Origin of the sequence: Paraburkholderia susongensis (assembly GCF_900177725.1) — a bacterium.
GTDB lineage: Bacteria > Pseudomonadota > Gammaproteobacteria > Burkholderiales > Burkholderiaceae > Paraburkholderia > Paraburkholderia susongensis.
The window spans coordinates 463,875-490,632 of the sequence record NZ_FXAT01000002.1 but is presented as its reverse complement, the minus strand read 5'-3'; the positions used below and the strand labels follow the sequence as shown (position 1 = coordinate 490,632).

At 65.0% G+C, this 26,758-nt stretch carries 25 protein-coding genes; 11 read left to right on the top strand and 14 right to left on the bottom strand.

All coding sequences use genetic code 11. The features are described 5' to 3' along the window. The first annotated feature begins 131 nt into the window (after positions 1 to 131). Positions 132 to 1,199: an asparaginase gene (locus tag B9Z01_RS07315; protein WP_085481576.1), complete on the top strand. Its 1,068-nt coding sequence runs from the start codon at positions 132 to 134 to the stop codon at positions 1,197 to 1,199. 271 nt (positions 1,200 to 1,470) lie between these two features. Here the strand turns inward: B9Z01_RS07315 and B9Z01_RS07310 are convergent, their stop codons facing one another. The 3 genes from B9Z01_RS07310 to gcl all read right to left on the bottom strand — a co-directional run bounded on the left by B9Z01_RS07310 (position 1,471) and on the right by gcl (position 5,203). Beyond that, positions 1,471 to 2,382: a 2-hydroxy-3-oxopropionate reductase gene (locus tag B9Z01_RS07310; protein ID WP_085481575.1), complete on the bottom strand. Its 912-nt coding sequence runs from the start codon at positions 2,380 to 2,382 to the stop codon at positions 1,471 to 1,473. A 76-nt stretch (positions 2,383 to 2,458) separates the two neighbouring features. After that, positions 2,459 to 3,268: a hydroxypyruvate isomerase gene (gene hyi, locus B9Z01_RS07305; RefSeq protein WP_085481574.1), complete on the bottom strand. Its 810-nt coding sequence runs from the start codon at positions 3,266 to 3,268 to the stop codon at positions 2,459 to 2,461. 159 nt (positions 3,269 to 3,427) lie between these two features. Beyond that, a complete protein-coding gene (gene gcl / locus B9Z01_RS07300; RefSeq protein WP_085481573.1) occupies positions 3,428 to 5,203 on the bottom strand; it encodes a glyoxylate carboligase in 1,776 nt (591 codons plus the stop codon). Between the two features lie 220 nt (positions 5,204 to 5,423). Here gcl and B9Z01_RS07295 point away from each other — a divergent pair, with 220 nt between their 5' ends. From B9Z01_RS07295 to B9Z01_RS07250, 10 genes are all read left to right on the top strand, one after another. Then, positions 5,424 to 6,338: a substrate binding domain-containing protein gene (locus tag B9Z01_RS07295; RefSeq protein ID WP_085481572.1), complete on the top strand. Its 915-nt coding sequence runs from the start codon at positions 5,424 to 5,426 to the stop codon at positions 6,336 to 6,338. Between the two features lie 200 nt (positions 6,339 to 6,538). Then, positions 6,539 to 7,483 (top strand): RNA polymerase sigma factor, encoded by a 945-nt coding sequence (locus B9Z01_RS07290; RefSeq protein WP_085481571.1) that lies wholly within the window; start codon positions 6,539 to 6,541, stop codon positions 7,481 to 7,483. Further along, a complete protein-coding gene (locus B9Z01_RS07285; protein ID WP_085481570.1) occupies positions 7,473 to 8,552 on the top strand; it encodes an anti-sigma factor family protein in 1,080 nt (359 codons plus the stop codon). The genes B9Z01_RS07290 and B9Z01_RS07285 overlap by 11 nt, the downstream gene beginning before the upstream one ends. Before the next feature lie 351 nt (positions 8,553 to 8,903). Then, positions 8,904 to 9,278 (top strand): 30S ribosomal protein S6, encoded by a 375-nt coding sequence (gene rpsF, locus B9Z01_RS07280; RefSeq protein WP_085481569.1) that lies wholly within the window; start codon positions 8,904 to 8,906, stop codon positions 9,276 to 9,278. Between the two features lie 59 nt (positions 9,279 to 9,337). Beyond that, positions 9,338 to 9,637: a primosomal replication protein N gene (gene priB, locus B9Z01_RS07275; RefSeq protein WP_085481568.1), complete on the top strand. Its 300-nt coding sequence runs from the start codon at positions 9,338 to 9,340 to the stop codon at positions 9,635 to 9,637. 2 nt (positions 9,638 to 9,639) lie between these two features. Continuing rightward, positions 9,640 to 9,915, top strand: coding sequence for a 30S ribosomal protein S18 (gene rpsR, locus B9Z01_RS07270; protein WP_013588504.1), 276 nt, complete (start codon positions 9,640 to 9,642; stop codon positions 9,913 to 9,915). A gap of 27 nt (positions 9,916 to 9,942) precedes the next feature. Then, complete coding sequence (gene rplI / locus B9Z01_RS07265) at positions 9,943 to 10,395, top strand: 50S ribosomal protein L9 (protein ID WP_085481567.1); 453 nt, start codon at positions 9,943 to 9,945, stop codon at positions 10,393 to 10,395. A 145-nt stretch (positions 10,396 to 10,540) separates the two neighbouring features. Next, positions 10,541 to 11,929 carry a replicative DNA helicase gene (locus B9Z01_RS07260; RefSeq protein WP_085481566.1) on the top strand — a complete coding sequence of 463 codons (1,389 nt, stop codon included), beginning with the start codon at positions 10,541 to 10,543 and terminating at the stop codon, positions 11,927 to 11,929. A 118-nt stretch (positions 11,930 to 12,047) separates the two neighbouring features. After that, on the top strand, positions 12,048 to 12,674 hold the full coding sequence (locus tag B9Z01_RS07255; protein ID WP_085481565.1) for a DUF47 domain-containing protein: 627 nt from the start codon (positions 12,048 to 12,050) through the stop codon (positions 12,672 to 12,674). Beyond that, entirely contained in the window at positions 12,674 to 13,684 is a 1,011-nt protein-coding gene (locus B9Z01_RS07250; protein WP_085481564.1) for an inorganic phosphate transporter, read from the top strand. Before B9Z01_RS07255 ends, B9Z01_RS07250 begins: the two co-directional genes overlap by 1 nt. A gap of 100 nt (positions 13,685 to 13,784) precedes the next feature. Here B9Z01_RS07250 and B9Z01_RS07245 read toward each other — a convergent pair whose 3' ends face one another. From B9Z01_RS07245 to B9Z01_RS07195, 11 genes are all read right to left on the bottom strand, one after another. Beyond that, positions 13,785 to 14,591, bottom strand: coding sequence for an SDR family oxidoreductase (locus B9Z01_RS07245; RefSeq protein WP_085481563.1), 807 nt, complete (start codon positions 14,589 to 14,591; stop codon positions 13,785 to 13,787). 162 nt (positions 14,592 to 14,753) lie between these two features. After that, a complete protein-coding gene (locus B9Z01_RS07240) occupies positions 14,754 to 15,980 on the bottom strand; it encodes a C40 family peptidase (protein WP_085481562.1) in 1,227 nt (408 codons plus the stop codon). Positions 15,981 to 16,184: 204 nt separating this feature from the next. After that, positions 16,185 to 18,032, bottom strand: a complete 1,848-nt coding sequence (locus B9Z01_RS07235; RefSeq protein WP_085481561.1) for a PhoH family protein — start codon at positions 18,030 to 18,032, stop codon at positions 16,185 to 16,187. A gap of 355 nt (positions 18,033 to 18,387) precedes the next feature. Beyond that, a complete protein-coding gene (locus tag B9Z01_RS07230; RefSeq protein ID WP_085481560.1) occupies positions 18,388 to 18,849 on the bottom strand; it encodes a peroxiredoxin in 462 nt (153 codons plus the stop codon). A 291-nt stretch (positions 18,850 to 19,140) separates the two neighbouring features. Then, a complete protein-coding gene (locus B9Z01_RS07225; protein ID WP_085481559.1) occupies positions 19,141 to 20,034 on the bottom strand; it encodes a polysaccharide deacetylase family protein in 894 nt (297 codons plus the stop codon). A 12-nt stretch (positions 20,035 to 20,046) separates the two neighbouring features. Continuing rightward, the gene (locus tag B9Z01_RS07220; RefSeq protein WP_085481558.1) at positions 20,047 to 21,090 is read right to left on the bottom strand and encodes a bifunctional UDP-4-keto-pentose/UDP-xylose synthase; all 1,044 of its coding nucleotides are present in this window, start codon (positions 21,088 to 21,090) and stop codon (positions 20,047 to 20,049) included. Continuing rightward, positions 21,087 to 22,016 carry a formyltransferase gene (locus B9Z01_RS07215; protein ID WP_085481557.1) on the bottom strand — a complete coding sequence of 310 codons (930 nt, stop codon included), beginning with the start codon at positions 22,014 to 22,016 and terminating at the stop codon, positions 21,087 to 21,089. Before B9Z01_RS07215 ends, B9Z01_RS07220 begins: the two co-directional genes overlap by 4 nt. Beyond that, positions 22,013 to 23,056, bottom strand: coding sequence for a glycosyltransferase (locus B9Z01_RS07210; RefSeq protein ID WP_085481556.1), 1,044 nt, complete (start codon positions 23,054 to 23,056; stop codon positions 22,013 to 22,015). Before B9Z01_RS07210 ends, B9Z01_RS07215 begins: the two co-directional genes overlap by 4 nt. A gap of 6 nt (positions 23,057 to 23,062) precedes the next feature. After that, positions 23,063 to 24,214, bottom strand: coding sequence for a DegT/DnrJ/EryC1/StrS family aminotransferase (locus tag B9Z01_RS07205; protein WP_085481555.1), 1,152 nt, complete (start codon positions 24,212 to 24,214; stop codon positions 23,063 to 23,065). A 256-nt stretch (positions 24,215 to 24,470) separates the two neighbouring features. After that, positions 24,471 to 24,842, bottom strand: coding sequence for an SMR family transporter (locus B9Z01_RS07200; protein WP_085481554.1), 372 nt, complete (start codon positions 24,840 to 24,842; stop codon positions 24,471 to 24,473). A gap of 25 nt (positions 24,843 to 24,867) precedes the next feature. Continuing rightward, positions 24,868 to 26,718: an ArnT family glycosyltransferase gene (locus tag B9Z01_RS07195; protein ID WP_085481553.1), complete on the bottom strand. Its 1,851-nt coding sequence runs from the start codon at positions 26,716 to 26,718 to the stop codon at positions 24,868 to 24,870. Positions 26,719 to 26,758: the final 40 nt, after the last annotated feature.

Here is a 26,758-nt window from a genome sequence, read left to right as displayed (position 1 = left end):
GGGCGTTGCACGCCGCGTTGTGCGGACCCTGCACGGGTTTTGCGTCAATCATCCCAGCGTGAGTGCGGTCCGCATGCGCATGCGGTTTTCCACCCATGGCGGCGTGTCGCGCATCGCTTACAATCGCCGCCATGAATACCTCGACTTCCTCTTCCCCGATTTCCTCAGGCCACGGCGCGACGCCGTCGCTGCCGCGCATCGCCGTACTGGCGACCGGCGGCACGATCGCCGGCGCGGCCGCGGATGCGACCAACACGTCCGGCTATCAGGCGGGCGTCGTCGGCGTCGATCAGTTGCTCGCGGCGGTGCCGGCGTTGTCCACGGTCGCGCGGATCGCGCCCGAGCAGATCGCCAGCGTCGACAGCAAGGACATGACGCTGCCGTTGTGGACCACGCTCGCGCAACGCATCAACACGCTGCTTGCGAGCGACGCTGTCGACGGCGTAGTGGTCACGCACGGCACCGATACGCTCGAAGAAACCGCCTACCTGCTGCATCTGACGGTCAAGTCGGACAAGCCCGTCGTGCTGACCGCGGCGATGCGTCCGGCGTCGGCGTTATCGGCCGATGGCCCGCTGAATCTGCTGAACGCGGTGACGGTCGCGGCACACGTGGCGGGGCACGCGGAGGCACATCCGGCAGGACGCGGGCAGGGCGTGCTGGTGGCCTTCAACAACCGTATTCACAGTGCGCGCGACGTCGTCAAGACGAGCACCTATGCGGTCGATGCGTTCCAGTCGCCCGAGATCGGCGCGCTCGGCTGGGTGCAGGACGGACGTGTCGAATTCCAGCGCGGCGTGGTGCGTGCTCATACGCTTGCGAGTGAATTCGCGATTGGCGCGCAGTGGCCGCACGTGGAGATCGTCGCGAGCTATGCGGGGGTGTCGCGGATTGCCGTCGATGCGCTCGTCGCGGCGGGTGTGCGCGGCATCGTCGTCGCGGGGACGGGCAACGGCTCGATTCATCAGGCGTTGCAACAGGCGCTCGCCGAGGCCGCGTCGCGCGGCATCGCGGTGGTGCGCTCGTCGCGCGTCGGTTCAGGGCACGTGATGCGCAATGGCGCGGCGGCGGACGACGCGCTTGGTTTCGTCAGCGCGGGTTCGCTGAATCCGTACAAGGCGCGGGTGCTGCTGATGCTGGCGCTCGCGGCGGGTGTGACGGAGGCGGTTGCGTTGCAGAAGGTGTTCGATACGTATTGATGCTTGCTGCTGCATGCTTGAATGCATGAGCGAATCCGACAGCCGGACACCCGACGACGACGTCTGACCGACCAAGGCTTCCCCGGCGCCGCCGGGTGCCGCTGCGGACCCCACTTGCCGCTCTCAGCCCAGAGCGGCACGATTTGCCCGTTGCGCCGCGCCTCAGCCTGAGCTGCCGCGCGACGAACAGGCGCCCCACCTGTGCTCACCGTGACACCGCTCATGCTGAAGCAGCAATCAGCGCAGTCAGGCAAGCTCGGTCACCGCGGCCTCAGGCCGCCTTCGCTTCCTCACCGCCCGGCGCCTGCGCGACTTCATGGTTCGCCATGATTTCGAGCGCGCGCACCATTGCCGAGTGATCCCACGCCTTGCCGCCGTTCGCCGCGCAGACGCTGAACAGTTGCTGCGCGCTCGCGGTATGCGGCAGCGCGATGCCGAGCTTGCGAGCGCCGTCGAGTGCGAGGTTCAGGTCCTTCTGATGCAGCTCGATCCGGAAGCCCGGATTGAACGTGCGCTTCGTCATGCGCTCGCCATGCACTTCGAGAATCCGCGACGACGCGAAGCCGCCCATCAGCGCGCGACGCACGCGTTCCGGATCGGCGCCCGAGCGCGACGCGAACAGCAGCGCTTCGGCCACCGCTTCGATGTTCAGCGCGACGATGATCTGGTTCGCGACCTTGCACGTTTGACCCGCGCCGTTCTCGCCGATCAGCGAGATGTTCTTGCCCATCAGATCGAACAGCGGTTTGGCCTGCGCGAAGGCTTTCTCAGGACCACCGACCATGATCGTCAGCGACGCCTCGCGCGCGCCGATCTCACCGCCGGACACCGGCGCATCGAGATAGTCGGCGCCGAGCGCGTTGATCTTCTTCGCGAATTCCTGCGTGTCGAGCGGCGAGATCGAGCTCATGTCGATCACGAGCTTGCCCTTCGTGAGACCGGCGGCGACGCCGTCGTCGGCGAACAGCACCTTGGCGACGTCGGGCGTGTCCGGCACCATGATGATGACGATATCGGCCGCTTGCGCGACGGCGGTCGAGTTGGCGACGACGCTAGCCGTCTTCGCGATGTCGTCCGGCACCGGGTACGCGCCGTTCACGAACAGCGTGTGACCGCCCTTGATGAGGTTGCGCGCCATGTGCGCGCCCATGATGCCGAGGCCGATGAAACCGATCTTTGCCATGTGTGTGAATCTCCAGGGTTATGGTTTGTGTGCGTGATGCGGCCGCTTCGAGCCACTACTACTTCAGGCCGCTGTCTCAGGCCGCGGCATGCGCCGCGCCGCGCGTTTGACCGGCCACGCTCTGCACCCAGCCGAGGCCGGCCTCGGTCGTCGTGAGCGGCTTGTACTCGCAGCCGACGTAGCCTTCGTAGCCGAGCGAGTCGAGCAGCGCGAACAGGTACGGGTAGTTGATTTCGCCGGTGCCCGGTTCATTCCGGCCCGGGTTGTCCGCCAACTGGATGTGCGCGATCTGCGGCAGGTTCTTTTTGATCGTCGCGGCGAGTTCGCCTTCCATCCGCTGCATGTGATAGATGTCGTATTGCAGGAACAGGTTGTCCGAGCCGACTGCGCGAATCACGTCGAGGCCTTCGCTCGAACGGTTCAGCGCGAAACCCGGAATGTCGTACGCGTTGCACGGCTCGACCAGCAGCCGGATGCCGGCCTTTTTCAGTTCGCCAGCGGCAAAACGCAGGTTGTCGACGATCGTCGCGCTCGCCGTGTCGGCATCGACGTTCGCGCCGGGAATGCCGACGAGGCAGTTCAGTTGCGGCACCTTCAGCGCGCTCGCGTACTCGATTGCGCGGCCGACGCCGTCCTGAAACTCGGCGACGCGATCCGGCAGGCACGCGATACCGCGCTCGCCCGCTTCCCAGTTGCCCGCGGGCAGGTTGTGCAGCACGAGCTTCAGGCGGTTTTGTTGCAGACGTTCGCTCAATTCAGCGACGGCGTACGGATACGGAAACAGGAATTCGACCGCGTGAAAACCCGCGTTGGCTGCTGCCGCGAAACGGTCGAGGAACGGTACTTCGTTGAACAGCATCGTGAGATTCGCTGCGAATTTCGGCATGGTGCGTGTGTCTCTCTGGTCGGTCAGGGGAATGGCGTGCGCGGCTGCCGCGCGCCGGGAGCCGGGCCGCTGATGAAAGCGACTCCTGTCTCCCGCGCGCGGCGAGCGCCGCGTACGTTGCAAATTGCGGTGACTGCGAATGCCTCGAACGTGAGGCGCTCAGTCGAGCAGGCTGATCGCGGTCGGCGCGTCTTCGTTCTTCGCGGCCAGTTCCTCGAACTCGTTGATCGCGTCGATCTCGGTGCCCATCGAAATGTTGGTCACGCGCTCGAGAATCACTTCGACGATCACCGGCACGTTGAACTCGGAGAGCATCGACTGCGCTTTCTCCAGGGCCGGCTTCAGCTCTTCGGGCTTGAACACGCGGATCGCCTTGCAGCCGAGACCTTCGGCGACCGCGACGTGATCGACGCCGTAGCCGTTGGTCTCCGGCGAGTTGATGTTCTCGAAGCCGAGCTGCACGCAGTAGTCCATATCGAATGCGCGCTGTGCCTGGCGGATCAGCCCGAGGTACGAGTTGTTCACGACCACATGCACGTACGGCAGCTTGAATTGCGCGCCGGCCGCGAGTTCTTCGATCATGAACTGGAAGTCGTAGTCGCCCGAGAGCGCGACGATCGGCCGTTGCGGATCAGCGGCGCGCACGCCGAGCGCTGCCGGAATCGTCCAGCCGAGCGGGCCGGCCTGGCCGCAGTTGATCCAGTTGCGCGCCTTGTAGACGTGCAGGAATTGCGCCGCGGCGATCTGCGAAAGACCGATCGTGCTCACGTAGCACGTGTCGCGGCCAAACACCTGGTTCATCTCTTCGTAGACGCGCTGCGGCTTCATCGGCACGTTGTCGAAGTGCGTCTTGCGCAGCATGGTGCGCTTGCGCTCCTGGCAATCGGCGACCCATGCGCTGCGATCTTTCAGCTTGCCCGCGGCCTTCCACTCGTTCGCCACTTCGACGAACAGTTCGAGCGCGGCCTTCGCGTCCGACACGATGCCGAGATCGGGGCCGAACACGCGGCCGATCTGGGTCGGTTCGATATCGACGTGCACGAACTTGCGGCCCTTCGTATAGACGTCGACGCTGCCCGTGTGACGGTTCGCCCAGCGGTTGCCGACGCCGAGCACGAAGTCGGACGCGAGCATCGTCGCGTTGCCGTAGCGGTGCGAGGTTTGCAGACCGACCATGCCGGCCATCAGCGGATGGTCGTCGGGAATCGCGCCCCAGGACATCAGCGTCGGAATCACCGGCACGCCGACGGTTTCGGCGAACTTCACGAGCAGGTCTTCGGCGGACGCGTTGAGCACACCGCCGCCCGAGACGATCAGCGGCTTTTCAGCATCGTTGAGCAGCGTGAGCGCCGCTTCGATCTGCTTGCGGGTCGCCTTCGGCTTGTAGACCGGCAACGGCTCGTAGGTGTCGATATCGAACTCGATCTCGGCGAGCTGCACGTCGATCGGCAGATCGACCAGCACCGGGCCCGGACGGCCCGAGCGCATCAGGTGGAACGCCTGCTGGAATACGCGCGGCACGAGCGCGGGCTCGCGCACGGTCACGGCCCACTTGGTGACGGGCTTCGCGATCGATTCGATGTCGACGGCCTGGAAGTCTTCCTTGTACAGACGCGCTCGCGGCGCCTGACCCGTGATAGCCAGAATAGGAATCGAGTCGGCCTGAGCGGAGTACAAACCGGTGATCATGTCGGTGCCGGCGGGGCCCGAGGTGCCGATGCACACGCCGATGTTGCCCGGCCGCGCCCGTGTGTAGCCCTCGGCCATGTGCGAGGCGCCCTCGACGTGGCGCGCGAGCACGTGGCTGATACCGCCGGCTTTGCGCATCGCCGAGTAGAACGGGTTGATCGCGGCGCCCGGCACACCGAACGCGGTGTCGATGCCTTCTTTTTCGAGCACCAGCACAGCGGCGTCGACGGCTCTCATTTTGGCCATGAATGTCTCCTCGATATCTGGAAATGTGGGAATCAAAGTCTGTTGGGAGCACTTTAGGCCTGCATCAAAGGTTTGATAAGATCAGCCAAGGTCGCTTATTCCGAAACAAAAAGTATCGAATCGTGCGAAGCCAGACGGAAGGCCGGTGGCCGCCGGACACGGGACAGGCTGGAAACGGGCGAAGGGCAAGAGCGAGACAAAAGCGAGGCAGGAGACGAACATGGACCGCTTCAAACAGATCGAAACCTTCGTACGTGTCGCGGACGCGGGCAGCCTCGCGGCAGCGGCGCTCGAAGAGGGCGTGTCGCCGGTGATTCTCGGTCGCCGCATCGACGCGCTCGAAAAGCGCCTCGGCGTGAAGCTCATGTACCGCACGACGCGGCGGCTCGTGGTCAGCGAGGACGGCGCCGCGTTTCTCGAGCGCTGCCGCAGCCTGCTCAGCGAATGGGACCAGGCGGAAAACGAGCTGAGCGCGGGACGGCGCGCGGTGAACGGCCATCTGATCGTGTCGGCGCCGGCCGCGTTCGGCCGCAAGCACGTCGCGCCGCTCGCACCCGCGTTTCTGGCCGACAAGCCTGAATTGCAGATGTCGTTCAATCTGACTGACCGGGTCGTCGATCTGGTGCGTGAGGGTTACGACCTGTCGATTCGTATCGGCGGCGCGGTCGATCCGAATTTCGTCGCGGTGAAGCTCGCGTCGAACCGGCGCGTGGTGTGCGGCACGCCCGACTATTTTCGCCGCCACGGCAAGCCTGAAACGCTCGAAGACCTGCCGGGCCACAACTGTCTCGCGTTCAATCTGCAAGGCGGGCAGAACCGCGGCTGGTACTTCCGCCGCAACGGCAAGCTCGCGACCGTGCGCGTGGGCGGCACGCTCGACTGCAACGACGGCGAACTGCTGCACCGCTGGGTGTCCGAGGGACTCGGGCTCGGCTGGCGGTCCACGTGGGAAATCCAGCAGCAGCTCGCGCGCGGCGAACTCGAAACCGTGCTCGACGACTACGCGCTGCCCGACTACGACATCCTCGCGGTCTATCCGCAGCAGCGCTACGTGCCGGCGCGGGTGCGCTATTTCATCGATTATCTGAAAGACGTGTACGCGAGCGAGGACTACTGGAACCGTTCGTCTTATTAGCAGGTGTCCCGCGCCGATCTTTTTGCGAATGGGTTCCGCGGGCGGGAATAAACTCGGCATGAGGCTGGTTATACGGTGAAAGGGCGCGCGAGGTAGGGCCTGGCGGGCGCGTGCGACCGAACGCACGACCCAGCGCGCAACCCCACGCGAACCGCACCGCGAACCGTACAACGCAGCCGCAATGCCCTTGGAGGGCTCAGGTGGTCCAGACTGATCCAGACTCCGCCCGCGCGCCGGGCGCAGCCACCGCCGCTGATACCGCCGATGCCGTGAAGAGCCGCCGCTTCCAGCAGTTGGCGCTGCCGCACCTCGACGCTGCGTACAACCTCGCGCGCTGGCTGTGCGGTAATGCGAGCGATGCCGAGGACGTCGTGCAGGAAGCGTTCATGCGCGCGTTCCGCTTCTTCGACACGTTTCGCGGCGACTCCGCGCGGCCCTGGCTGCTCGCGATCGTGCGCCGCACCTGGTACACGGAATGGCGGCGGCGCGCGCCATCGCATGAGATGCTCGAATTCGACGAAACGATGGACGAAGCGACTTTCGATGGCTGGAGCGCGAGCGGCGACGATCCGCAGACGCTGCTGATCCGCGACGAGGATGTGAAGCAGGTGCACGACGCGCTGGCGAGCTTGCCGGTGGAGTATCGCGAGGTGCTGATCCTGCGCGAACTCGAAGAGATGGGTTACCGGGAGATCGCGGTGGTCGCCGATGTGCCGATCGGCACGGTGATGTCGCGGCTCGCGCGCGGACGGCGCAAGCTGGCCGAGGTGCTGATGGCGCAGCAGCGAGGCGTGACGGCGCCTGCCGGTGGCGGCCGCAGAGGTGGACACAGCGGTGGGCAGGGCGCGTGCGGTGAGGCGGAGTCCGCGAGGTCGGTCGAGCGCGCGGCGCGTCAAGGCGGCGAGGAGGCCGCCGGCACGAGGGTGCCGACCGGTGCGCCGCCGGACGAGGATGCGCAGCCCGGGCAATCGGCGTCATCCGCGCGGCCGGCGCGAAGTGGCGGCGATAGCCGCGCCGTATCATCCGCGGCGAGCTTGCCCGCCACCGCAACAGTGACACAGATCCGGGCGTTTGCTGACGGCCGGCCCCTCGATATTCCCGGCGTTGCCGCCGACCCTGCTCAGGAGACGCCGGATGGACTGTAACGAAGCACGGCCGCTCCTCGATGCGAATGCCGATCACGAATTGCCGGCGCCGGATGCGCGCCGGGTCCAGCAGCATATCGAGAGCTGCGACGATTGCCGGCGCGCGAGTGAAAACCTGCGCGCGCTGAGCGGAGCGCTGCGGGCGGCGCCGTATCATCGGGCGCCGCAGTCGCTGCGGGCGCGCGTTGTCGCCGGCCTGCCAGCGGGACTCGATGAAGGGCTTGGCGAAGAAGGGTTCGGCGTGCCGGGCGCAACGGCGGGTGGGGCTGAGACAGGCACTGGCACGGCTGGAACTGCCTCTGCCGCAGGGATGACGGACGCGGGGGGGGCGGAGCGTGGACATCGGCGGCGTGGGGCGTGGTGGCTCGCGTGGCTTGGCGGCCGGCTGGGCAATTCCGGCGGCTCCAACGGTTCTCGGGGCTCGGGCGGCTCGGTTGGTTCGGCTGGCTCAGGCGGTTGGGGAGGCTCAAGCGGCTTCGGCGGCCCAGTCACCGTAGGCGGAGCGAATCGCGCGGCCACGCGCGGCGGGTTCGCGGCGCTCGTCATCGCGCTATGTGCCGCGGCGGCGGTCCTCACGCTGAGTCTGCACCGTCCCGCGGAATTCGCGCCATTCGTCGACGAACTCGTGGAAAGTCATGTGCGGGCGCAGGTGTCCGGGCGCGACATCGACGTGATTTCGACCGACCAGCATACGGTCAAGCCGTGGTTCAACGGCCGGCTCGACTATTCGCCGCCCGTCGAGGATCTCGCGGCGAGCGGCTTCGCGCTGGAAGGCGGCCGGCTCGACTACCTCGCGCATCAGCGGGTCGCGGTGCTCGTGTACCGCTATCGCAAGCACGTGATCGACGTATATGTGTTCCCGCAGAGCGCATCGGGTGGCTCGGCCCGCGGCATCGATGGCGCTGCGCCTGTATCGTTCGATCACGACGGTTACTCGATTGCGCATTGGGACGCGGCGGGCATGACCTGGTGGGCGATCACGGACGCCGCGCCCGACGCGCTGAGCGGCCTCGAAGCGGCGCTTCGAGCGCGTCTGCAGAGCGGCAGCGGGCGTACGGAAGCAGGTTGAGGGGTGGCACGGGGGCGGGAAGACGGGGCAAGGCGGAAGGAAGGCAGAAAGGTAGAACAAGGCTGAGAAAACCCGTCGGCCAGCGGCTCGGAAAAGCGTCCCGACGGCCGCCGGAAGGCTGCGCACAGGTCTACGCAGCAAGGCCCGGCACTCTGCCGACGCCCCCGCAACGACGCTTTGCCACTCCGGCCCCCGCCGCCAGCCACCCTAAGCTCTTGAAAACACACCCGATTCCGTCACCGAATCGACGGAATACCTTGCAACCCGGCCCCATTCCAGTTACACTCTTCGGCTTCTCACTTGCCGCACCGGTTCCGACGCCCGGGTGGCTTTAATCCACAAGGAGTGTGTATGCGTCATTACGAAATCGTCTTTATCGTGCATCCCGATCAGAGCGAGCAGGTGCCCGCCATGATCGAGCGTTACAAGGGCACGATCACGTCGCACGGTGGGCAGATCCACCGCATCGAAGACTGGGGCCGCCGCCAACTGGCCTACATGATCGAGAAACTCGCGAAGGCTCACTACGTCTGCATGAACATCGAATGCGACCAGACCACGCTCGACGAGCTGGAACACGCGTTCAAGTTCAACGACGCCGTTCTGCGTCACCTCATCGTCAAGATGAAGAAGGCCGAAACCGGCCCGTCGCCGATGATGAAGGAAGTGCAGCGCGAAGAAGCCAAGAAGTCGGCAGCCGCTCAGCCGACCGAAGCGCAGGCTTAAGACACACTATTTAAGCTGCCAGACCACAGCGTCGCTGTCGCCAACGTGCACGAAGGTACATGAACCGGCTGCAACTCACGGCGAGCGTCGTCGAACGCGAACCGGTGCGGTATACCCCCGCCGGCGTTCCGATTGCCAGCTGCACGTTGCAGCACCGCACGGAAGTCGTCGAAGCGGGCATTGCCCGCCAGGTCGAACTGACCATGCAGGCGGTCGCCGCGGGCGAAGCGAGCGGTAAGCTCGAAAGCTGTCAGATGGGCGTGGAAACGCTCTTCACCGGCTTTCTGGCGAAAAAGCACCGCAACGCAAGAACTCTGGTATTTCACATCACAGCATTGCAGGACATTGGAAAGGACTGAACATGCCCCGCCCGACTGGTAAGAAATTTGACAAGCGTCGTCAGCAACAGAACCCGCTCTTCAAGCGCAAGAAGTTCTGCCGTTTCACGGCTGCTGGCGTCGAATACATCGACTACAAAGACATCGAAACGCTGAAGGACTTCATCGGCGAGAACGGCAAGATCACGCCGGCACGTCTCACGGGTACCAAGGCGCATTACCAACGCCAGCTGGACACGGCTATCAAGCGCGCGCGTTTCCTCGCGCTGGTGCCGTACACCGACCAGCACAAGGCCTAACCCGACGACGCGATAAGGAGCATCCGAATGCAAATCATTCTTCTGGAAAAAGTCGTCAATCTGGGTAACCTGGGCGATATCGTGAAGGTCAAGGACGGTTACGCACGTAACTTCCTGATCCCGAACAAGAAAGCTCGCCGTGCAACGAAAGAGGCGCTCGCTGAATTCGAAGTGCGTCGCGCAGAACTCGAAAAGCTGGCCGCTGAAAAGCTGGCAGCCGCTCAGGCTCAAGGCGAAAAGCTGGCAGGCTCGACGGTTCAGATCGGTCAGAAGGCCGGCGTCGACGGCCGTCTGTTCGGCTCGGTGACGAACGCGGACATCGCCGAAGCGCTCGGCAAGCAAGGCTTCGCACTGGAAAAGTCGCAAGTGCGTCTGCCGGAAGGCCCGCTGAAGACGGTCGGCGAGCACGCTGTCCAGGTTTCGCTGCACACCGACGTTCTCGTCGATGTGACGGTGGCCGTGATCGGCGAACACGTCTAAGCATCACGCAGTATCAGCCAGCACGTTGCTGGTGAAGAGCAGGGGCCGGGTAACCGGCCCCTGCTTTTTTTGTGCCCGATTTTGTCCCACGTGCCTGCTTTTTTCCGCTCGCCGCGATCGCCGGATTGCCCGATAATTCCTCCCCATGAACGCACCGTCCAAAGATCCCCAACTCGAGTCGCTAAAAGTCCCCCCTCATTCGATCGAGGCCGAGCAATCGGTGCTGGGCGGCCTGCTGCTCGACAACGCGGCGTGGGACCGCATCGCCGACTTCCTCGCGCAGAGCGACTTCTACCGCTACGACCATCGCATCATCTTCGAACACATCGGCAAGCTGATCGCGGCCACGCGCCCAGCCGACGTGATTACCGTGTACGAAGCGCTCGGCACGTCGGGCAAGGCGGAGGAGGTCGGCGGTCTCGCCTATCTGAACGCGCTCGCGCAGAACACGCCGAGTGCGGCCAATATCCGCCGCTATGCGGAAATCGTGCGCGATCGCGCGGTGCTGCGCCGGCTCGTGTCGGTCGCCGACGAAATCTCGGCCGACGCCTTCAACCCGCAAGGCAAGGAAGTCCGGCAATTGCTGGACGAAGCCGAATCGAAGGTGTTTTCGATCGCCGAAGACGGTGCGCGCGGCACCCAGGGCTTCCTCGAGATCGGGCCGCTGCTCACGGAAGTGGTCGAGCGCATCGACACGCTCTACCACACCGCCAATCCGAGCGACGTGACCGGCACGCCGACCGGCTTCGTCGATCTGGACCGCATGACTTCGGGCATGCACGGTGGCGAGCTCATCATCGTCGCGGGCCGTCCGTCGATGGGCAAGACGGCGTTTTCGATGAACGTCGGCGAATACGTCGCGGTGGAGTACGGGCTGCCGGTCGCGGTGTTCTCGATGGAAATGCCGGGCACGCAGCTCACCATGCGTATGCTCGGCTCGGTCGGCCGGCTCGATCAGCACCGCATGCGAACCGGGCGTCTGACCGACGAGGATTGGCCGAAGCTCACGCACGCGGTGCAGAAAATGAGCGAGGCGCAGATCTTCATCGACGAAACCGGCGGGCTGAATCCGATGGAACTGCGTTCGCGCGCGCGGCGTCTGTCGCGCCAGTGCGGCAAGCTCGGCCTCATCATCATCGACTACCTGCAACTGATGAGCGGTTCGTCGTCCGGCGAAAACCGCGCGACCGAAATCTCGGAAATCTCACGATCGCTGAAGAGCCTCGCAAAGGAGCTCGACGTGCCGGTGATCGCGTTGTCGCAGTTGAACCGCGGTCTCGAGCAGCGCCCGAACAAGCGGCCCATCATGTCGGACCTGCGTGAATCCGGCGCTATCGAGCAGGATGCGGACGTGATCCTGTTCATTTACCGCGACGAGGTGTACAACCCGGACAGCCCGGACAAGGGCACCGCGGAAATCATCATCGGCAAGCAGCGTAATGGTCCGATCGGTCCCGTTCGGCTCACGTTCCACGGTCAATACACGAAGTTCGACAATTTTGCCGGCCCGCAGAATTTCTACGGCGGCGAGTGACGCGAACGCGGCGCCGCCGTTGTTGTAAGGGCGCCGTCAAAAGTGCGATATCCGTAACGCAACGGTACAATGTGGCGGTTTTATGTCAGCCATTACATGACCAATTTTCGGGATCCCAATGTTCGGTCGATTCATGCCCACCGAGGGCAAGTTCTTTGAAATCTTCAATTCGCACGCAACGTGCATCGTCTCGGCGAGCCGCGAACTCGAGCTGCTGATCGACAATCTGCAAGACGCGGAAACCCACAAACAAAACGTGCAGAAGGCCGAAAAGGCCGCCGACAAGCTCACGCACGAAGCCATCGACCTGCTGCACAAGACCTTCATCACGCCGCTCGACCGCGACGAGATCCACAAGCTGATCACGACGATGGACGACATCCTCGACCTCATGGAGGACGTCGCCACCGCCATTTCACTGTACGACGTGCAAGCGGTCACCTCCGAGGCGAGCCAGCTCGCGCATATCTGCACCGCGACTTCGGAGCGCGTGCAGTTCGCCGTGGGCCTGCTCTCGGACATGAAGCAGGCGAGCCAGATCCTCAAGGCGTGCGAGGAAATCGACCGTCTGGAATCGGAAGCCGACCGCGTGCTGCGTTCGGCCATGTCGAAGCTGTTCCGCGAAGAAGACGACGTCAAGGTTCTGATCAAGCTGAAAGCGATTTACGAGCTGCTCGAAACGATCACGGACAAGTGTGAGGATGTAGCGAACATCATCGAAGGCATCGTGCTGGAAAACGCATAATGCAATCGATACAACTCGCTATCTGGGTCGTTACCGGCCTGGTCGCCGTCGCGCTCATTTTCGACTTCATGAACGGTTTTCACGACGCGGCGAATTCGATCGCCACGGTCGTGTCGACCGGCGTGCTGAAGCCGCAGCAGGCGGTGGCGTTCGCGGCGGCGTTCAACGTCATCGCGTATTTCGTGTTCCACCTCAAAGTGGCCGCGACGGTCGGCAAAGGCACGATCGATCCGGCCATCGTCGACCACTACGTGATTTTCGGTGCGCTGGTCGGCGCGATCGGCTGGAACATCATCACGTGGCATTACGGCATTCCATCGAGCTCGTCGCACGCGCTGATCGGCGGGCTCGTGGGCGCGGCGCTCGCCAAGTCGGGCTGGGGCTCGCTGAACTGGGACGGTCTCATGAAGACGGTTGCGTTCATCTTCATTTCGCCGCTGCTCGGCTTCGTGCTCGGCTCGTTTTTCATGCTGGTGGTGTCGTGGCTTTATTTCCGCACGCCGCCGAGCAAGGTCGACCGGCGTTTCCGCCGCCTGCAACTGCTGTCGGCGGGCCTGTACAGCCTCGGCCACGGCGGCAACGACGCGCAGAAAACCATCGGCATCATCTGGATGCTGCTGATCGCAACCGGTTTTGCGTCGCTGAATGCGGCCGCGCCGCCGTTGTGGGTAATCGGCGGCTGCTATCTGTCGATGGGACTCGGCACGCTGTTCGGCGGCTGGCGGATCGTGCGCACGATGGGTCAGAAGATCACCAAGCTCAAGCCAGTCGGTGGCTTCTGCGCGGAATCGGGCGGTGCGATCACGCTGTTTACCGCGTCGTGGCTTGGCATTCCCGTCTCCACGACGCATACGATTACCGGCGCGATCGTTGGTGTCGGCGCAACGCAGAAGCTGAGCGCGGTGCGCTGGGGCGTGGCCGGCAACATCGTCTGGGCGTGGATTCTGACGATTCCAGCCTCCGCAGTGCTCTCCGGCGCCGCCTGGTGGCTCGGCCACCGCTTCCTGTAGTTCTCTCCCTGTAGCTCTTTGCGATGCGGGCCTGCGCTAGATGACTGGCGCGGGCTTTAGCCGCTGCCCCGGCCGCCGCGCGTCATCCTGCCAGCCTCTCTCAGATCAGCGGCGCGCTCGCGCCGTCCATCGGGATGATCGCACCCGTCACATAACTCGCGCGGTGGCTCGCGAGGAACAGCGCGACGTCGGCGATTTCCTCCGGTTTGGCAAAGCGGCCGAGCGGCACTTTTGCCTCGCCGTGTGCGAGTGCCTCTTCATTGCCGATGCCCTGGCGCGTCGCCTCGAGCTTGACCGCTTCCTCGACGCGTTCGGTCAACGTCGAGCCCGGATTGATCGCGTTGATGCGAATGCCATAGCGCGCGTAGTAGTGCGCGAGGCCGACGGTCGCGAGCATCAGCGCCGCGTTCGCCGCGCCGCCCGCGATATGGATGTCGCTCGCAATCTTGCCGCCCATGCCGATGATGTTGACGATCGTGCCGGGCGTCGCGCCGTTGCCGGCTTTCGCACGCTCGGCCATGCGGCGCAGCACTTCCTGCTGCGGATAGATGTAGGGGAAATATTTCGCTTCCATCGTCGAGCGGAACGCGTCGGCGTCGAGCATTTCCGGGTCGTATCGGCGCGCCGCGCCGGCGCTGTTGATCAGCACGTCGATCGGACCCACGGCGGTGCTGACTTCCTCGACGATATCCGCGGCGCTATGCGGCTCGTGCAGATCGGCGCGCGTGCGATGCACATGCAGTCCTTCCTGCTTCAACTGCTCGTAGGCGCGCGCGAGATTGGCGGGATCGCGCGACACGATCGCGACTTTCGCGCCTTCCTGCGCGAACGCCCGCGCGCAGGCGAACCCGATCCCTTTGCTGCCGCCAGTGATCAACACCACCTTGTCTTTCAGCCCGAGTTCCATCGTCGCCACCCGCCGTCAGAAGAATATCGATGACGATAGCAGATCGGTGGGATCGCTGTATTTGACGACGGTTTTTCGCGGCGCGCACGCGGACTTTCGTCACCGCGAATTCGCCGGGATCCGCCTGCGCGCGGGACCTTGCTGCCGGACGCGAGCGCCTCACTAGTTGCCGTTCGCGAAGCGCGCGATCGGATCGTCGCTGGTCTGGGTAGGCGCGGGGATGCCGCGCGAGGCTGTCGACGCGCGCATGATCTGGGCACTGCCACCTGCTTCGGCACGTTGCGCCTGCTGGGCCTGGCGCTCGGCGACCGAAGCGGAAGGCGGTGGCTCGAATGCATCGGCGGCGGCGTCGATCGAGTCGGGCGCGGTTGGCGAGGTGGCGCGGGCGGTTGCCGCTGGTGGCGCGGATTGCACGGGTGACGGCGCACTGATGTCATACGCGCTTGCCTGAGCCGCCGGCACCACGGCCGGCGCCACCGCGCCCGCGGAGCGCGCTTGCAACTGCGCGGCGCTCAGGCCCGGCGGTGGCGGCTCGAACGGGTCGGCTTGCGCGGTGGGGGTGCCAGCGGCGCCGGTCGTTGCGGTCGAGACCACGCCCGGTTGGGCTGCCGTCATCGAGGGTGCGCGTGCCGCCGTTTCAATGCGCGCAGCTTGCGGGGACGGACCGCCCGCATAAACCGGCGCTTGAGCTGGCACCTGAGCAGGCACCTGAGCCGTGGCCTTCACGTCAGGAGACGCCGCACCCGTTGCCGCTGTTGCACCCGCATAAGCTGATGTTGCCGCAACCGCCGCGCCGCGCTCCTGCGGTGCCGCAGCCTGATAGCTCGGCGTATCGAACGGCGCCGGCGTCGCGGCCGGGCCGGCCATCCGGCGGATACCGTCGAAGCGCTTCGCCCAGTAAGGATTGGTCAGATAGTCGAGCCGCACCGTGCCGCCCGTCGACGGCGCATTGACGAAGCGCAGCTTGCCCACGTAGATGCCGACGTGCGAATGCGCGCGCCCCGTCGTGTTGAAAAAGATCAGATCGCCGGGCGCGATTTCGTCCGGTTCGATCGATTCACCGCGCCCGCTCATTTCGGCCGTCGTGCGTGGCAGGTTCACCGACGCGGCGCGCAGCACGACGTAGCGCACGAAGCCGCTGCAATCGAAGCCGCTATCGGGCGTATTGCCGCCCCAGCGGTATGGAACGCCGACGAGACTCATCGCCTGAATCGAAATTTCCTCGCGGCCGATGCTGTGATCGACAAAGTGAGGGAAGCCGGGCGGCGGCGCACGATACGCGCCGTTCGCCACGACGACCCCGCCGGAGCCGCGCGACGTCTTCTGCGGCGCGCCGGCGCAAGCAGCGAGCAGCAGCACGGTCAGCAGCGAGAACGCGAGTCGGCGCATGAAGACGAGGGCGGGCGGGTAAACGCCCGTTTACTGACTGAATGACGCGATGGTAGCCCGCCGAACATGGCTGCGGCAAGAATTGTTGATAAATTACTTGAAGTTCACGCGCTAAGTGTTGCCCGGGCGGAACGCGCGGGCAATAAAAAACCGCGTCCGGAACGATCCGGACGCGGCTTGCGGTGCTAAAGATTGAACGGACGCTTAAAGAATTTCCGACGCGTAGTCGGCGAGGCGCGAGCGCTCGCCGCGCGCGAGCGTCACGTGTCCGCTATGCGCCCAGCCCTTGAAGCGGTCGACCACGTAAGTCAGTCCCGAACTGCCTTCGGTGAGGTAAGGCGTATCGATCTGCGCGATATTGCCGAGGCAGATGATCTTCGTGCCCGGACCCGCGCGCGTGACGAGCGTTTTCATCTGCTTCGGCGTGAGGTTCTGCGCCTCGTCGATGATCAGATACTTGTCCACGAACGTGCGGCCGCGCATGAAGTTCATGCTCTTGATCTTCAGGCGCGAGCGGATCAGTTCCTGGGTCGCGGCGCGGCCCCATTCGCCGGCTGCGTCGTCGGTTTTCTGCAGCACTTCGAGGTTGTCGTCGAATGCGCCCATCCACGGCTGCATTTTTTCCTCTTCGGTGCCCGGCAGAAAGCCGATGTCCTCGCCGACCGGCACCGTCGCGCGCGTCACGATGATCTCGTTGTAGCGCTTGTCGTCGAGCACCTGCGCGAGGCCGGCCGCGAGCGCGACGAGCGTCTTGCCGGTGCCTGCCTGGCCGAGCAGCGTGACGAAGTCGATTTCCGGATTCATCAGCAGATTCAGCGCGAAATTCTGCTCGCGGTTGCGTGCCGTGATGCCCCACACGTTGTTCTTGTGGTGGCCGTAGTCGCGCAGCGTCTGCAGCAGCGCCGTTTTGCCGTTGATCTCGCGCACGAGCGCATGGAACGTGGGCTCGCCGTTCTGCGGCTCGAGATAGACGAACTCGTTGACGAGCATCGACGCGCACAGCGGACCCGTGACCCGGTAGTAGGTCGTGCCGGTCTTCGTGTCCTGCCAGCTTTCCATGCCCTTCGCGTGCTTCGTCCAGAAATCCTGCGGCAGCGCGCGGATGCCCGAATAGAGCAGGTCGCTGTCTTCGAGCACCTGGTCGTTGAAGTAGTCTTCGGCGGGCAGGCCGAGCGCGTGCGCCTTGATGCGCATGTTGATGTCTTTCGACACCAGCACGACCTGGCGATCCGCACGGTCGCGCTGCAACGCGCGCACGACGCCGAGGATCTGGTTGTCGGCCTTGCCTTCCGGCAGGCCTTCCACCGGCTCGATCGCGGTGAGGCGCGTCTGGAAGAACAGGCGCCCGGACGCTTCGCGGCTGCCGAGACGCGCGAGCGAAATGCCGTCGGCCATGTTGCCGGCGTTCGCGACGAGCGCGTCGAGCGTGCGGCTCACCTGGCGAGCGTTGCGCGCGACTTCCGACATGCCTTTCTTGTGGTTGTCGAGTTCTTCCAACGTCATCATCGGCAGATAGACGTCGTGTTCCTCGAAACGGAACAGGCAGCTTGGATCGTGCATCAGCACGTTCGTGTCGAGCACGAAGAGTTTCTGCATCTCGAGCGGCGCAGCGGCCGAGCCGCGTTTCTTGCGCGTGCCGCCTGCGGTGGGCACGGGTGCGGCAGCAGTGGCGTCGGCCGCGGGCTGCCTTGCGCTCGGCGCACGGGCGACGACCGGCTCGGCCTCGGCCGCACCGGCCGCGGTTTGCGGATGTGCAGCCGGAACCGGCTGCAACAACGCCGCGGTCTGTTTCGATTTGCGGTTGCGCGCCGGGGTGGGCTGCGCAGCGGCAGGTGTCGCGGAGGCCGGCACGGGCCGCAGCGTGGTAGCGGCATTGGCGGCGTGCGCCATCGGCGTGGCGACGTTGGCGCGGCCGTAATCGGCCGACTCTGCGGATTCCCCTTCATGCGCCTGTTTTTTCGCGGCGGAGCGCGCGGGCGTGACGGCTTTGGCCTTGTATTCTTCAGGCGACAAAAGATTGCCGAGCTTGCTGGGGGGAGTAGGCAAAGGCATGGTTTCCCTCGAATTGATCGGGTCACATATCGTGCGCCGCCCGTCGCATTCTGTCGGTGCCCTCATGGGGCGCCCAGTTTGCGCGAGGCGACGCGCATTCAGTCTAGAGATGCCGGTTCGCCTGGTCTTCGATAGGCTCCTTGACTAAAGCGCGCAGCCCAGTGAACGAACGGTCGCGCGCAATTAAAAAAGCCGCCGCCCCGGCATTCGGGGCAGGCGGCTCGACTACGATGCTCGCGTTGCGCCTCACGATCCGAACGGCTCCGGTCGATCCGGTAAGGCGGCCGTCAGGTCTGGCGCAGCGAAGGAAAATGTGGGGTGGACAGGCACTCATTGCAACCCAATATAACGCGCCTCACAGCGCTTGTACAGCCTCCAGAATGTCGTCGACGTGGCCCGGCACCTTCACGCCGCGCCACTCCTGACGCAGCACGCCGCCGGCGTCGATGAGGAACGTGGAGCGTTCGATTCCCCGTACCTCTTTGCCATACATTTTCTTCATTTTAATGACGCCGAAGAGCGAACACAGCGTTTCTTCCGCGTCCGAAATCAGCGGGAAGGGCAGTTCGAGCTTGGCCTTGAAATTGTCATGCGAGCGCAGGCTGTCGCGCGACACGCCGATCACCTCCGCCCCAGCCTTCTTGAACTTGGGGTACAGGTCGCGGAATTGCAGACCTTCGGTCGTGCAGCCCGGCGTGTTGTCCTTCGGATAGAAATACAGCACCACCTTCTTGCCCCGCAGCTTTGACAGCGTGATCTCGCCGCCGGTCGCGGGGGCGGTAAAGTCGGGGATGGGTTGGTCGACTGCAATGGACACGAGGTTCTCCGGTTGTTATGGCCGCCACCGGCTTGCTGCCGCGGCGTCGGCCGGTCTGTCGTCGAGGTTCTGGTTGTGCGGGGAAACGGGCGGCGCGTGGACGGTACGCGGAAGGCCCCTATGCGGCTGCCATGCGGTTGCGGGAGCTTGCCGCGCAGCTATTCACGGTTGCCCGCCGTTACCGCGCGGTTGCCCCGTGGTTGCCCCGCAGTTGCCCCGCGGTTGCCCGAGCGTCAGGCCCGGCAGCAGGCAGCGTGCTTTCCGATGACTTCCGCGCCGCGTTTCGGCCGCTCAGGGCTGGACGATCAGCTCGCCAGAGCGCCCTGGAATTTCGCCCCACGTAACAGGGTACGATGGCAGCGTGCTGCGGTCCAGCGTGGCGTAGTAATCGCCCATCGTCGCGAACGTGTGACCCTGAGTGCGCCAGCCCTCGAGCAGTTGCTCGAAAACCGGTGCGAGCTTCTGTCCTTCGAGTTCCGCGTGCAGCGTGAACACCTGGTCGTGCGGATTGTTTGCGGTGTGTTTGAGCATCCACGCGGCGACGTTGTGAATATCGACACCGTCGACGCCGAGCACTTCGTCGAGCGTGGGCAGCGTGGTCGGCATTTGCACATGCATGAGCGTTTTGCCGCCGACCACCGGCAGATACGGCGAGTGGCCGCGGCCATCGGACGCGTAGCGCATGCCCCACGCGTCGATCTGCTCGAACGCGTGGCCGTTCATCTGCCAGCCCGCCGCGCCGTGCGTGACGGGCGGCGCGCCGAACACCTCGACGAAACGGTCGTGGCTTTTCTGCATCTGCGCGGCGGTCCACGCGCGATCTTTCGAGCGCACATTGTCCTGCCAGTACACGTGGTCCCACGTATGAATACCGCACTCGAAGCCGGCTTCGTGGATCGCGCGCATCTCGGCGGCGGCCTTCGCGCCGATGTCGGGGCCGGGCAGCAGCACGCCGTACATCAATTGCTTCACGCCGTAATGCTCGACCACCGAGGTGCGCGACACCTTCTTGAGAAAGCCCGGCCGCAGCACGCGGCGCATCGCCCAGCCGGTGTGGTCGGGCCCGAGGCTGAAGAGGAACGTGGCGCGCGCCTTGAAGCGGTCGAAGATGCGGGCGAGATTCGGCACGCCTTCGCGGGTGCCGCGCAGCGTGTCGACGTCGATCTTCAGGACGATACGAGCCAAGGACGAGCCTTATTACTGTTCGACGAGCGCGCGGGCTTCCGCGACGTGGCCGCGATACGCCTCGAAAATCTTGCGCAGCGCTTCGTCGAAGGTCGACGTGGGCGTCCAGTTGAGTTCCTGCATCGTGTTGTCGATCTTCGGCACGCGGTTCTGCACGTCCTGGTAGCCGTTGCCGTAGTACGCACCCGACGACGTCTCGACGAGTTGCACACGCTTGGCCGTTTCCGCGTATTCGGGGAATTCGGCGGCAAGCGCGAGCATCTTGTGCGCGAGTTCGCGCACTGAGAAATTGTTGGTCGGGTTGCCGATGTTGTAGATCTTGCCCGTGGCGACGCCGTCCTTGTTCGCGATGATCTTCATCAGCGCGCTGATGCCGTCGTCGATGTCCGTGAACGCGCGTTTTTGCGCGCCGCCGTCGACGAGGCTGATGTTCTCGCCGCGCACGATGTGGCCGAGGAACTGCGTGACCACGCGCGAGCTGCCTTCCTTCGGCGTGTAGATCGAGTCGAGCCCCGGGCCGATCCAGTTGAACGGGCGGAACAGCGTGAAGTTCAGGCCTTCCATGCCGTAGCCCCAGATCACGCGGTCCATGAGCTGCTTCGAGCACGCGTAGATCCAGCGCGGCTTGTTGATCGGGCCGTACGACAGCACCGATTCTTCCGGATCGAACTGCTCGTCCGTGCACATGCCGTAGACCTCGGAGGTCGACGGGAACACGAGGTGCTTGCCGTACTTGACGGCCGAACGCACGATCGGCAGGTTCGCCTCGAAGTCGAGTTCGAACACGCGCAGAGGCTGCTTCACGTAAGTGGCAGGCGTGGCGATCGCGACGAGCGGCAGGATCACATCGCACTTCTTGACGTGATATTCGACCCATTCCTTGTTAATCGTGATGTCGCCTTCGAAGAAGTGCATCCGCTCATGATTGAGGAGGTCGCCCAGACGTTCGGTCTGCATGTCCATCCCGAACACTTCCCAGTCGGTGGTTTCGAGAATGCGCTTGGACAGGTGATGGCCGATGAAGCCGTTCACACCCAGAATCAGGACTTTTTTCATGAATGAGTTTGGATGAGCTGGGCGAATTTCGCCGGACTGACGACAGTCTCGCCGCCGTCGTGCTGATGCCGCAATTCGTGGATGGTGATCGCGCGGCCGTCGCCGCAGATCGCGAAAACGGCATTATCGCTTACGTGCAGGCCCGGCGGCAAATCCGAGCGCAGCGCGCCGGGCGCCGCGAGCCGGGCTCGCGCGACGATGAAACGCTGGCCGTTGAGGTCGGTGAACGCGCCCGGATAGGGCGGCGCGACTGCGCGGATCAGGTTGTAGACCTGCTGCGCGGACTGGTTCCAGTCGATGCGGCCGTCTTCCGGTTTGCGCCCGCCGTAGTAGCTGCCGTGCGCGAGATCGTTCGGCAGATGCGGCGCCTCGCCCGCGAGCAGCGCCGGCAGCACGCGCCAGAGCGTCTGCTCGGCTGCGACCGTGACCTTGTCGAACACTTGCGCGGCGGTGTCGTCGGGCAGGATCGGCACCGGTGTCTGCGCGATGATCGCGCCCGCGTCGGGCTTCGCCGCCATTTCGTGCAGCGTCGCGCCGGTTTCGGTCTCGCCGTGGAGCACCGCCCAGTTGGTCGGCACGCGGCCGCGGTATTTCGGCAGCAGCGAGCCGTGCATGTTGTAAGCGCCCCGTGCGGCCAGCGCGAGCAGGTCGACCGGCAGCATGTGGCGGTAGTAGAACGAGAAGATGAAGTCCGGCCGCGCGGCGCTCACCGCGGCGCGCAGCTCCGGGCTTTTCGGATCGGCCGGCGTGAGAACCGGAATGCCGTGCTCGGCCGCTACCGACGCCACGCTGCCGAACCAGATGTTCTCGCTCGGGTTGTCCTCGTGCGTGACGACGAGCGCCACCTCGACGCCGCGCGCGAGCAGCACCTGCAGGCAGCGCACGCCGACGTTGTGATACGCGAATACGACGGCGCGCGGCTTCATGGATTGCGCCCCTGATCGGCGAGCGGCGCGGGCTGCACGCCCTGCACGACGCTCTGACGCGGCGTTCCGGTCACGGTCGCGCCGTCGCGCTCCTCGAGAATGGTCTGCACGAGGTAGCGCGGCCGCGCGCGCACCTGCTGATAGATCCGGCCGATGTATTCGCCGAGCAGGCCGAGCGCGAAGATGATGACGCCGAGCAGGAAGAACGTGATCGCGAACAGCGTGAACACACCTTGCACTTCCGCGCCGATGATGAAGCGGCGAATCAGCAGCAGCACGAACAGCGCCGCGGAGCCGAGCGACAGGATCACGCCGATGAACGACAGCCATTGCAGCGGCACCACCGAAAAGCCGGTCACGAGGTCGAAATTGAGGCGGATCAGCGAATACAGCGAGTACTTCGATTCGCCTGCGAAACGCTCTTCGTGCGCGACCTCGATCTCGACCGGGTTCTGCGCGAACGTGTACGCGAGCGCCGGAATGAACGTGTTGATCTCGCCGCAGCGGTTGATCGTATCGACGATGTGGCGGCTGTACGCGCGCAGCATGCAGCCCTGGTCGGTCATCTTGATGCGCGTGATGCGCTCGCGCAGATGGTTCATCGCGCGCGAGGCCTTGCGGCGCCACAGGCTGTCCTGGCGTTGCATACGGATCGTGCCGACGTAGTCGTAGCCCTCGCGCATCTTCGTGACGAGCTTGGCGATTTCCTCGGGCGGATTCTGCAGGTCGGCGTCGAGCGTGATGACGATGTCGCCGCGCGATTGCTCGAAGCCCGCGAGAATCGCCATGTGCTGGCCGTAGTTGCCGTTCAGGAGGATCACGCGCGTCGTGTCGGGCCGCACGCGGAACTGTTCGGCGAGCAGCGCGGGGGATTTGTCGCGGCTGCCGTCGTTGATGAAGATCACTTCATAACGGGTGCCGAGCGCGTCGAGCGCCGGATAGAGGCGCGCGAAGAGCGCCGCCAGTCCAGCCTCCTCGTTGTACACCGGAATGATGATCGACACTTCCGGTGCGACGGCGCGATATTCCGAATAAGTCATGTCCGCTTATTTTCCGTATTGTTCGCAAATTTCGTTGACCGCGCGGCACACGCGCTCCACGTCGCCCTCGTTCATGAGCGTGAAGAGCGGCAGTGTGACGGTGCTGGCGCCGAAGCGCTCCGCGTGCGGGAACATGCCTTCCCTGAAGCCGCGCTCGCGGTACAGCGAGAACAGGTGGAGCGCCGGGTAATGCACGCCCGAGCCGATGCCGCGCCCCTTCAACTGGCCCATGAAACCGGCGCGGTCGATGGAGAGCTTCTCGAGCGGCAGCGTGATCTGGAACATGTGCCAGTTGCTGTTTTTGAAGTCCGCGAACGGCAGGCCGACGCCGAGCTTCACCGCCGCGCCGCCCTCGAAGCCCGCGAAGTACGCGCGCACGAGTTTTTTGCGCTGCGCAAGGAAGCGCTCGAGATGCGGCATCTGGCCGAGGCCGACGCGCGCCGCGACGTCCGTCAGGTTGTACTTGCCGCCGAGCACGTCGCAGTCCATGCCGTCGAAGCCGGTGCGCGTGATGCCCTGCAGCCGGTACTTCTGGGCGAGCACCGCTTCTTCCTCGTTGTTGAGCACGAGCGCGCCGCCTTCGATCGAGGTCAGATTCTTGTTCGCATGGAAGCTGAACGACACGATGTCGCCGAGCTTGCCGATGCGCTCGCCGTTCCAGGTCGAGCCGAACGCCTGCGCGGCATCCTCGATCACGCGCAGCTGGTGGGCGCGGGCGATCGCGTAGAGGCGGTCCATGTCGACCGGCAGGCCGGACAGATAGACCGGCAGCAGCGCCTTGGTACGCGGCGTGATCGCTTTTTCGAGCAGATCGAGGTCGATGTTGCGGGTGACCGGGTCGATGTCGGCGAAGACGGGCGTCGCGCCGGTTTCGAGGATCACGTTGCTCGTCGAGACCCACGTTGCCGGCGTCGTGATGACTTCGTCGCCGGGGCCCACGCCGGCGATGCGCAGCCCGATTTCGAGCGTCGCCGTGCCGGAGTTGAAGGTGCGCACCGGACGGCCGCCGCAGAATTCGGAGAGCGCGGCCTCGAACTTCTGGTTCTGCGGGCCGGTGGTGATCCAGCCGGAGCGCAGCACCTCGACGACGCCCTGAATCGTTTCCTCATCGATCTCGGGTTTGACAAACGGCAAAAACGGGGCTGTTGATTGGCTCATGAATGCATCGCTCGATTGAAAGGGGCGCGGCCCGAAGGGCGCGAAGTAAACCACAAACTACGCACAGACCCAAGGTTGCGGCTGGAAAAACCGTAACCGCACAGCATACCGCGGTCAACCTTACGTCTCGCTTAGGCGGCTCGTGCGCCGCTCGGGTTCCTGCGAAATGCCCGGGCCGGGTGCGTCCGGCCCGGGCCCGCGCGGGCAATGGACGGTCATAAAGCGCGTCCGGCAAGCTGTTGCCGGGGGCTCGCGCCTAGCTGCGCGCGAGCACGACCACACCGACGAGGATGATGCCGATCCCGACCAGCTTCTGCACAGACATCACTTCGCCGAACAGATACCACGCGGCGAACGCGTTGACGACGTAGCCGAGCGAGAGCATCGGATAGGCGATCGACACGTCCACGCGCGACAGGCCGATGATCCACACCGCCACGCTGATTACGTAGCACGCGAGCCCGCCGATGATCGGCGGCTGGGTCGCGAGCCTGAAACCGATGGGCAGGATGTTCGCACGGGTGAATTCGAAGTGTCCAACGGCATTCGTGCCGGCCTTGAGCAGCAGCTGCGCGCCGGCGTTCAGCGTCACGCCGGCGAGGATGCAGAAGAGGGAAATCGGGTTCATCGAACGTTCCGGTTCTGAGGGAAGGTCATGGCTGCGGTTTTGCCGCGGATGGCGCCGCCGCCGCGGACTCCGGCGCGGTGGGCATGGCTGGCGACGCGGCCGTGGCGGGCGCGGCCAGCGTTGCCGGCGCGTCAGCCGCGCCGGCCTGGCCGGCCGAGGTGGCCGCATCAGCGGCCGGGAGCGGCTTCATTACCACCACGCGGCGCGAATCGCGCGCGATCACCTGCATCGGCAGGCCCTGCTTGAGAAGCCGGTCGTAGGTCGGTGGCGGAAGCAGCGCGAGCGCATAGCGCTCGGCCTTCCAGCGCTCGATCCAGGCATCGACGGTGGGCACCCATTTCTGCGGCTCGACGGACACGCCGAACGCGAGTTCGTCCGGATGCTCGACCATGATCATCGTGTGGCCGATATAGAACGGCAGCGTGTGGTCGAGCACGCCGACCGAGTAGAACGGCGTATCGGCCGGCAGCTTCGCGAGCTGCGCGCGGATCGCGGGCGCGAGCGGCGCGCCGGAGCTGAGGCGCCCGAACACGTCGTGGCCGGTGCCCGCGATCGTGCCGAGCAGCAGCCACCCCGCGCCGAACGCGGCGACGGCCCCGAGGCCGACGCGGGCGTGGCTGCCTCCGCCGCTCTCGCCGCGGCGGTTCAGCCACAGCGCGAAGAGCGTCAGCCCGAACGCGACCGCGAGCGCGGCGAGCACCCACGTGCGGAACGCGGCGTATAGCTCGGCCGGATTGCGCGCGGTGCCGAAGCGCGGCAGGAACAGCGCGACGAACGCGGCGACCACGAGAAAGAGCGCATAGCCCGCCAGATGGCGGCGCAGTTGATCGCGTGTGACGAGCGGCAGGTACATGCCGATCAGCATCGCGATGGGCGGCGCGATCGGCAGCGTGTAGGACAGCAGCTTCGAGTGCGACGCGCTGAAGAACAGGAAGATGAAGACGATCCACGTGAGCATCAGCGTGACCGGCGCGAAGCCGTTCGGCTGGCGCGGCTGGCGCCACGCGTGGCGCACGCTTTGCAGCGTGACCGACAGCCACGGCAGGAAGCCCACCAGCAGCACCGGCACGAAGTAGTAGAACGGGCCCGGCCGGTTCTGCTCCGGTGTCAGGTAGCGCTCGAACTGCTGGACGATGAAGAAAAAGTTCAGGAATTCCGGATTGCGGTCCTGCACGAGCACGAACCACGGTGTCACGATCGCGAAAAAGACGATCAGGCCGCTCACCAGATGCAGGCGCTTCCAGAGCGCCCAGTCGCGCGCGATCAGCGTGTAGAGCACGAGCACCGCGCCCGGCAGGATCAGGCCGACCAGGCCCTTGGAGAGCACCGCCAGCGCCATCGACGCCCAGCACACCCACATCCAGCCGCGCACGCACGAGGTCGGCAGGTTGGGGCGCTGCGCGAGCAGCAGCGCGCACAGCGTGAGCGCCATCCAGAACGACAGGCCCATGTCGAGCGTGTTGAAGTGGCCCATCAGGTTCCAGTACGGCGAGCAGGCGAGCACGAGCGCCGCGAACACGCCGGTGGCCGCATTGAACACGCGCGCGCCGGTGAAGCCGATCAGCAGCACGCCGGCGAAGCCCGTCAGCGCGGTGTAGAGCCGCGCCTGCCATTCGCCGATGCCGAACCACGCGAACGTGAGGGCGTTCGCCCAGGTTTGCAGCGGCGGCTTCTCGAAATATTTGTAGCCGTTGTAGCGCGGCGTGATCCAGTCGCCGGTGACGAACATCTCGCGCGCCATTTCGGCGTAGCGGCCTTCGTCGCTCGGCAGCAGATGCCGCCAGCCGAGCGGCACGAACCAGATCACGGCGAGAGCCAGCACCAGCAGCAGGATCGTGGTGCGATTGAGCGGTAGCCTCGACGGCGTATCGTTCATGAATTTCAACCTTTCTGGCGGCGCCGCGCGACGCGGCGCG